Annotated in this window: 5 protein-coding genes; 4 read left to right on the top strand and 1 reads right to left on the bottom strand. The window is 67.1% G+C overall.

Features of this window, described 5'->3' with window-relative positions; translation table 11 throughout:
- From LQV16_RS16890 to LQV16_RS16875, 4 genes are all read left to right on the top strand, one after another.
- Positions 1–135 (top strand): transposase (locus LQV16_RS16890; RefSeq protein ID WP_229995055.1); only part of this gene is annotated, 135 nt, incomplete at its 5' end.
- A gap of 357 nt (positions 136–492) precedes the next feature.
- Complete coding sequence (locus LQV16_RS16885) at positions 493–780, top strand: HU family DNA-binding protein (RefSeq protein ID WP_011776355.1); 288 nt, start codon at positions 493–495, stop codon at positions 778–780.
- A 300-nt stretch (positions 781–1,080) separates the two neighbouring features.
- On the top strand, positions 1,081–3,120 hold the full coding sequence (locus LQV16_RS16880) for a cytochrome c oxidase assembly protein (RefSeq protein WP_229995054.1): 2,040 nt from the start codon (positions 1,081–1,083) through the stop codon (positions 3,118–3,120).
- A complete protein-coding gene (locus LQV16_RS16875) occupies positions 3,117–5,075 on the top strand; it encodes an NHL domain-containing thioredoxin family protein (RefSeq protein WP_229995052.1) in 1,959 nt (652 codons plus the stop codon). The genes LQV16_RS16880 and LQV16_RS16875 overlap by 4 nt, the downstream gene beginning before the upstream one ends.
- A 182-nt stretch (positions 5,076–5,257) precedes the next feature.
- Here the strand turns inward: LQV16_RS16875 and LQV16_RS16870 are convergent, their stop codons facing one another.
- Positions 5,258–6,250, bottom strand: coding sequence for a hypothetical protein (locus LQV16_RS16870; protein WP_229995051.1), 993 nt, complete (start codon positions 6,248–6,250; stop codon positions 5,258–5,260).
- Between the last annotated feature and the right edge of the window lie 57 nt (positions 6,251–6,307).

The raw sequence follows: 6,307 nt of genomic DNA, 5'->3' as shown, positions 1-6,307 counted from the left end.
AGGGTCACGAACGCGCGCAGCGAAGCGGCGAACCTCAGCGCCAAGAACCTCAAACGAGCCGCCCGCGGATACCGGAATCATGACCATTACAGGCTCCGGCTATTGTTGTACACGGCAGCCCAACAAGAATGCTGAACACCTGCCGCCACGCCAAAAGTGGAAGAGCCCATTTAACCCCCACAACACAAAACCAGCTGCCGGACCACCGGGCCAGGCCGCCTGTGAGGCCGCCCCGGCCCTCTGTTCAGACGGCGGAAAGTCCGCCGGCGAGGACCGCAGTGGATCTGCCTGAATCGGCCCCGGCGAAGGGGCGTCCGCTCTCGGCGCAATTTGGCCGCGATCGGCGTCGATTCCAGTGATTTTCCCCAATAAACGCCGAAAACACGCGGAATTTGCCACCTCTGAGGCGCCAAGCTGGTAAGTTTTCGAACAGTGGTTTGTACGCATGCCGTGTGCAGGCTCCAAAAATCATGACCGTCCAGGAGGACATAAATGGCTAAGAACCGTAGTGAACTTGTTGCAGAGGTCGCAGGCAAGGCCGGCACCAGCCAGGCAGCAGTCAACTCCGTGCTCGACGCACTGTTCGAGGTCTTCGAGACCTCTGTCGCCGCGGGCGAAAAGATCACCATCCCGGGCTGGCTCGCAGTCGAGCGCACCGACCGTGCAGCTCGCACCGGCCGCAACCCGCAGACTGGCGAGACCATCCAGATTGCCGCTGGCCACAGCGTCAAGCTGACCGCCGGCTCCAAGCTGAAGGCTGCAGTCGCCAAGAAGAAGTAGTCTTCTTCGCAGGCTTGAAAGGAGCGGCAACCCTCGGGTTGCCGCTCCTTTTTGGTTCCCGGCCGTCTCCCGCCCCATCCGCGCCCGGTCGCCTGGACCGACCCCCAAAGCCGAACCGTTGGGGGCCGATTCGCTGAGCAGGACGGCGTAGCGGACAATGGAGGTGTGCCTTCCGCAGCAAATCCCACGCCCACAACCGCAGCGCCCGTTCCCCCCGGGGACACACGCGGCCCTGGCCAAGGTCCTGGCGGCATTGCCCGGCCGTGGCTGATAGCCGGCCTCAGCGCGTTGTTCGTGGGCCTGGCCGTGGCACTCATCTTTTCCGGCGCGGCAGCCGCCCGCGAGGTCTCGGATCCGGGTGCGCTGGTGCGCTGGGGGCTGCCGGTGAGCAAAGCGGTCCACAACGTCGCCGTGGCCACCGTGATCGGCGGCCTGATCTTCGCCGTCGCGATCCTCCCGCGGAACCGGAGCGGCTCCCGGACCAAGGAGCAGGACGGCCCGGAACATCCGGCCTTCACCCGGGCGCTGGCCGTGGCCGCCGCGGCCGGCGCCGTCTGGACGCTCTCCGCGATCTCCGTGCTGGTCCTGGGCTATGCGGACATTGCAGGGCAGGGCATCTCCGGGGATCCGGAATTCACCCGCTCCCTCGTGTACTTCATGACGGACATCGAAACGGGACGTGCCTGGCTGGCTGTCGTGATCATCGCGGCCGTCGTCACCACAGCCCTTTTCGGCGTGCGATCCCGAGGCGGCCTGGCACTGACCCTGCTCCTTTCGCTGATCGGGCTGGTCCCCGCCGCCCTGATCGGGCACTCCTCAAGCTCCAGCGACCACGAGGGCGCCATCAACTCGCTCGGCCTGCACCTGGTGGGCGTATCGGCCTGGGTGGGCGGCATCATCATGCTGGCGATCCTTTCCGGCGTCCTGACCGGCACCGGCGCCGGCGGGCGCACCTCAGGTGCGTCCGCGCGCACCGCAGACATCACCGAGCCGACCCTGCGCCGGTTCTCGTCCCTTGCGGGTTTTGCCTTCGTTCTGGTCTTCGCCTCAGGGGTGATCAACGCCAGCATCCGCCTCACCACCTGGGCAGACCTCTTCGGGTCGGCCTACGGGCAACTGATTCTCGCCAAGACGGCGGCAGTCCTTGTGCTGGGCGGCATCGGGCTCATGCACCGCCGCTGGGTTATCCCGCAGCTGGGCAACCGAGGCATGGGCAGGTCCGCGCGCCAAGTGCTGTGGCAGCTGGTTATCGTCGAACTGATCATCATGGGAGCGACGTCCGGGATCGCCGTGGCGCTGGGACGCTCTGCCCCGCCGCAGCCCACCACCTTCGCCCCCGACGCGTCGCCGGCCTTCATCCTCTCCGGCTACGAGCTCCCGCCGCAACTGACCCCGGAACGATGGCTCACCGAGTGGCGGCTCGACTGGCTCTGGGTCGCCGTCGCGGCCTTTGCCCTGGTGTCCTACGCCCTCGGAGTCCGGAAGGTGCTGCAACGGGGCGACTCGTGGCCCTGGTTCCGGACGGTCAACTGGGTGATCGGACTCGTGGTCCTCACCTACGTGACCTCGGGGCCGCCGTCGGTCTACGGCAGGGTGCTGTTTTCCGCGCACATGGTGGACCACATGGCCCTGACCATGGTGGCCCCCATCTTCCTGGTCCTAGGCGCCCCGGTGACGCTGGCGCTCCGGGCGCTCACCCCGCGGCGCGACAGTTCGCGCGGACCGCGCGAGTGGCTGATGATCTTCATCCACTCCAAGTTCTCGCAACTGGTGACCCATCCGCTGTTCGCGGCCGCCAACTTCGCCGGCTCCATCGTGCTCTTTTACTACTCGGACGCGTTCGGCTACGCGATGCGGGACCACGTGGGCCACGAGCTCATGAACCTGCACTTCGCCCTCACCGGCTACATCTTCGTGCTCACCATGATCGGCACCGATCCGCTGCCGCGCCGCGCACCGTACCCCATGCGGCTGCTGCTCCTGCTGGCCACCATGGGCTTCCACGCGTTCTTCGGCGTCGCCCTCATGGGAGGCACGGGGCTGCTGGCCGCGGACTACTTCGGCAACCTGGGGCGGACGTGGGGCCCCTCGGCCCTGCTGGACCAGCAGATGGGTGGCGCTGTGGCCTGGGGCATCGGCGAAGTGCCCACCCTGCTGGTGGCGATTGGCGTCGCCGTCATGTGGTCCCGTTCCGACGCGCGCGAGTCCAAACGCACCGACCGGGCGGCGGACAGGAATAACGACGCCGATCTCACTGCTTACAACGATATGTTTGCCAAGCTGGCCGAGCGCGACGCCAGGCTTGCCGAACGCAATTCAAAGCTGGAAGGACGCTCATGACCGAAACCGTACGCACCCATCTCCGGGTCCGGGCCTCCGAACTGGTCGGCCGCAACTGGCTGAACACCGGTGGCAAGTCCCTGGACCTCGAATCCCTGCGCGGCAAGATCGTGCTGCTGGACTTCTGGACGTTCTGCTGCATCAACTGCCTGCACGTCCTGGACGAACTCCGTCCGCTCGAGCAGCAGTACTCGGATGTCCTGGTGACCGTCGGCGTGCATTCGCCCAAGTTCGAGCACGAGGCCGATCCCGTGGCACTGGCGGCCGCCGTGGAGCGCTACGAGATCCGCCACCCGGTCCTCGACGACCCCGAATTGGACACGTGGAAGGCCTACACGGCCCGGGCGTGGCCCACCCTGGTGGTCATCGATCCCGAGGGCTACATCGTGGCGCACCTCTCCGGTGAAGGCCACGCGGACGGCCTCGCCGTGCTGATCCCCGAACTGATCGCCGAGCATGAGGCAAGGGGCACCCTGCACCGCGGCGACGGCCCCTATGTGGCGCCGGAACCGTCGTCGGGCACGCTGCGCTTCCCGGGCAAGGCCCTGTTCCTGCCCGACGGCCGTGGCGTCGGAAGCGCCGGGGACGGCTCGTGGCTCGTGACCGACACCGGCCATCACCGGCTCGTGGAACTCTCCACCGACTTTGAGACGCTGCTGGCCACGTACGGCTCCGGTGTAAAGGGCCACGCCGACGGCAACGCCGCGACCGCCCGGTTCAATGAACCGCAGGGCCTGGTGCTGCTGCCCGAGGACGTCGCCGCGGACGCCGGCTACGACGTCGTAATTGCCGACTCCGTGAACCACCGGCTCCGCGGACTGTCCCTCTCGGACGGAACCGTCCGGACGCTGGCCGGCAACGGCGTGCAGCGGCTGCTGGAAACCGGCCCGGCCCGCGTGAACGAGGAAGGCGCCGCCTACGGTACCCGGCTCGAGGCGGATCCGCTTGGGGTGTCCCTGAGTTCGCCGTGGGACGTCGTCTGGTCCAGCAAACTCAACGCCGTGGTGGTGGCGATGGCTGGGGTGCACCAGATCTTCAGTTTCGAGCCGACCTCCGGCGCCGTAAAGATCATCGCCGGCAACGGCCTCGAAGGTCTCCTGGACGGCCCGGCCGCTGAAGCCTGGTTCGCCCAGTCCTCCGGTCTCGCCGAAGACGCCGACGGCAACATCTGGGTGGCTGACTCCGAGACCTCCGCCCTGCGCAAACTCGTGATTAGCGACGCCGGCAGCATCACCGTCGAGTCGGCCGTGGGCAAGGGCCTGTTCGACTTCGGCTTCCGCGACGGCCCCGCCGCAGAGGCGCGGCTGCAGCACCCGCTCGGCGTGACGGTGCTCCCTGACGGCTCGGTGGCCATCGCGGACACGTACAACGGCGCAGTGCGCCGCTACGACCCGGCAACGGGCACGGTTTCCACGCTGGCACGCGGACTGTCCGAGCCCTCGGACGTGATTGTGGACCACACCCAGGTCGCCGGATCCGAGCCGTTGCTGGTGGTGGTCGAGGCCAACAAGCACCAGCTGGTGTACGTGCCCATCCCGAAGGAAGCGCAGCAGGTGGACGAGGGCGCTGCGCAGACCCACCGGCCCAAGAGCCCCGTGGCGCCCGGGCCGCTCGAACTGGCGGTGCGCTTCACGGCGCCCACCGGGCAGAAGCTGGACGACCGGTGGGGCGATCCCACCCAATTGAAGATATCGTCCACACCGCCCGAACTGCTGGTTTCCGGCGGCGGGACGTCCGTGGGGCTCCTCCGCACACTGGAGCTTTCCTCCGACGTTGCCGAAGGCGTCCTGCACATCACCGCCCGCGCGGCGGCGTGTGACGGACCCGAAGACGCCGACGGCGAGATCCCGGACCACGCCGCCTGCCACCTGTACCAGCAGGACTGGGGAATCCCCGTGCTCCTGCAGGCCGACGGCGACACCGAGCTGGTCCTGGACCTGCGCGGAATGGACTGACCCGCTGCACCGCTGCTGATCCAAAGGCTGCTGTCCGTGACCTCACGTCACGGACAGCAGCCTTTTGGCTTTCAATGGTGGCGGAGGTCCTGGCGGTTCTCTCGGATGGGCCAAAGTCTGCCCTGCGTGACGGGAAGAGACACTGCGGCGGGGAATCCCCCGGTTCTAGTAGTTAACCGGGTCTAGTAGTTGAGCTGCGGCGTGAGCTTGACGGTGTCGCCGTCGATGTCCAGGCGGGTCGTGAAGCTGAAATCGTGTACCGAGTTGATGTCGGACACGGCGCCGGTGAACAGGTCCACCTGGCGGGCCTTGATCCGGGCCTTGCCGTCCAGGGGCGCCACCACCCAGCGGCCGCCGAACGGCTCGATGCTGACGGTCGGGTAGTCCGTAATGCTCCAGTCGATGGTTCCGTCCATCACGCGGTTGTTGGTGGCGTGGTAGAACGGGCAGTCGGGCTGCAGCATCTGCTGCTTGTCGGCCTCGTCGGCGCAGGAGTCCAGGAACTCCTTGACCTTGCCGCTCACGGCCTCCTTCAGGGCACCTGTGGCCTCGGTCAGCAGGTTCAGCGAGCCCGGGCGCGCGTCCCCGCCCGCCACGGTGGCCCGGCTGGCCGGGGCGGAGAAGTACTGGCCGTTCAGCGCGGCCTCGTACTCGCCGGGGTAGAAGACAGCGAAGGAGTTGCGGCCGTTGGGCATGTTCACCGGTACCCCGTTGAGGGTGGCCTCGCTGGAGTTGACCACAGTGACGTCCAGGACGGGCAGCGCGGAGGGGACGAAAGACCATTTGTGGAAGAACAGCCACTCGGTGCCGGAGCGCTCCAGCAGGAACTCGGCGTGCAACTGGCTGCCGTCGATCGTGTAGTCCATGGGCACCATGACCTGATTCGCGCCGCGTTCCTCAGCGCCACCAAGCTTGACGTCGGAGATGCGGGCGGCCGCGGTTTGCAGTGCGGTTCCGTCGAGCATCGCCGGGTTGCTTTGCGGCACGGAGGCGCGCAACAGGCCCAGCGCCTTTTCGCCATCGCCCTTTTGCAGGGCGCTGAGATATTCGCGGACCGGCTGCTGGGGCCCGGCAACGGAGTCGTTCACCAGGTTGATGGACACGATGGCCCCGGCCACGGCAAGCATCAGTCCGAGCAGCCACACTGCCGCGATTTTGACCAACGCCTGACTCATCTGCACGATTCTTACGTTACCTGCACCCCACAGGAATCCCTGTGTCAAGGTGCGCAT

This window comes from Arthrobacter sp. Bi26 (genome assembly GCF_918697925.1).
Taxonomy (GTDB): Bacteria; Actinomycetota; Actinomycetes; order Actinomycetales; family Micrococcaceae; genus Arthrobacter.
This window is presented reverse-complemented; position numbering and strand designations above follow the sequence as displayed.

Bases quoted from the DNA above. Each gene is read 5' to 3' on its own strand.
- LQV16_RS16875 (WP_229995052.1), top strand. From the start codon at position 3,117: ATGACCGAAACCGTACGCACCCATCTCCGGGTCCGGGCCTCCGAACTG.
- LQV16_RS16885 (WP_011776355.1), top strand. From the start codon at position 493: ATGGCTAAGAACCGTAGTGAACTTGTTGCAGAGGTCGCAGGCAAGGCC.
- LQV16_RS16870 (WP_229995051.1), bottom strand. From the start codon at position 6,250: ATGAGTCAGGCGTTGGTCAAAATCGCGGCAGTGTGGCTGCTCGGACTG.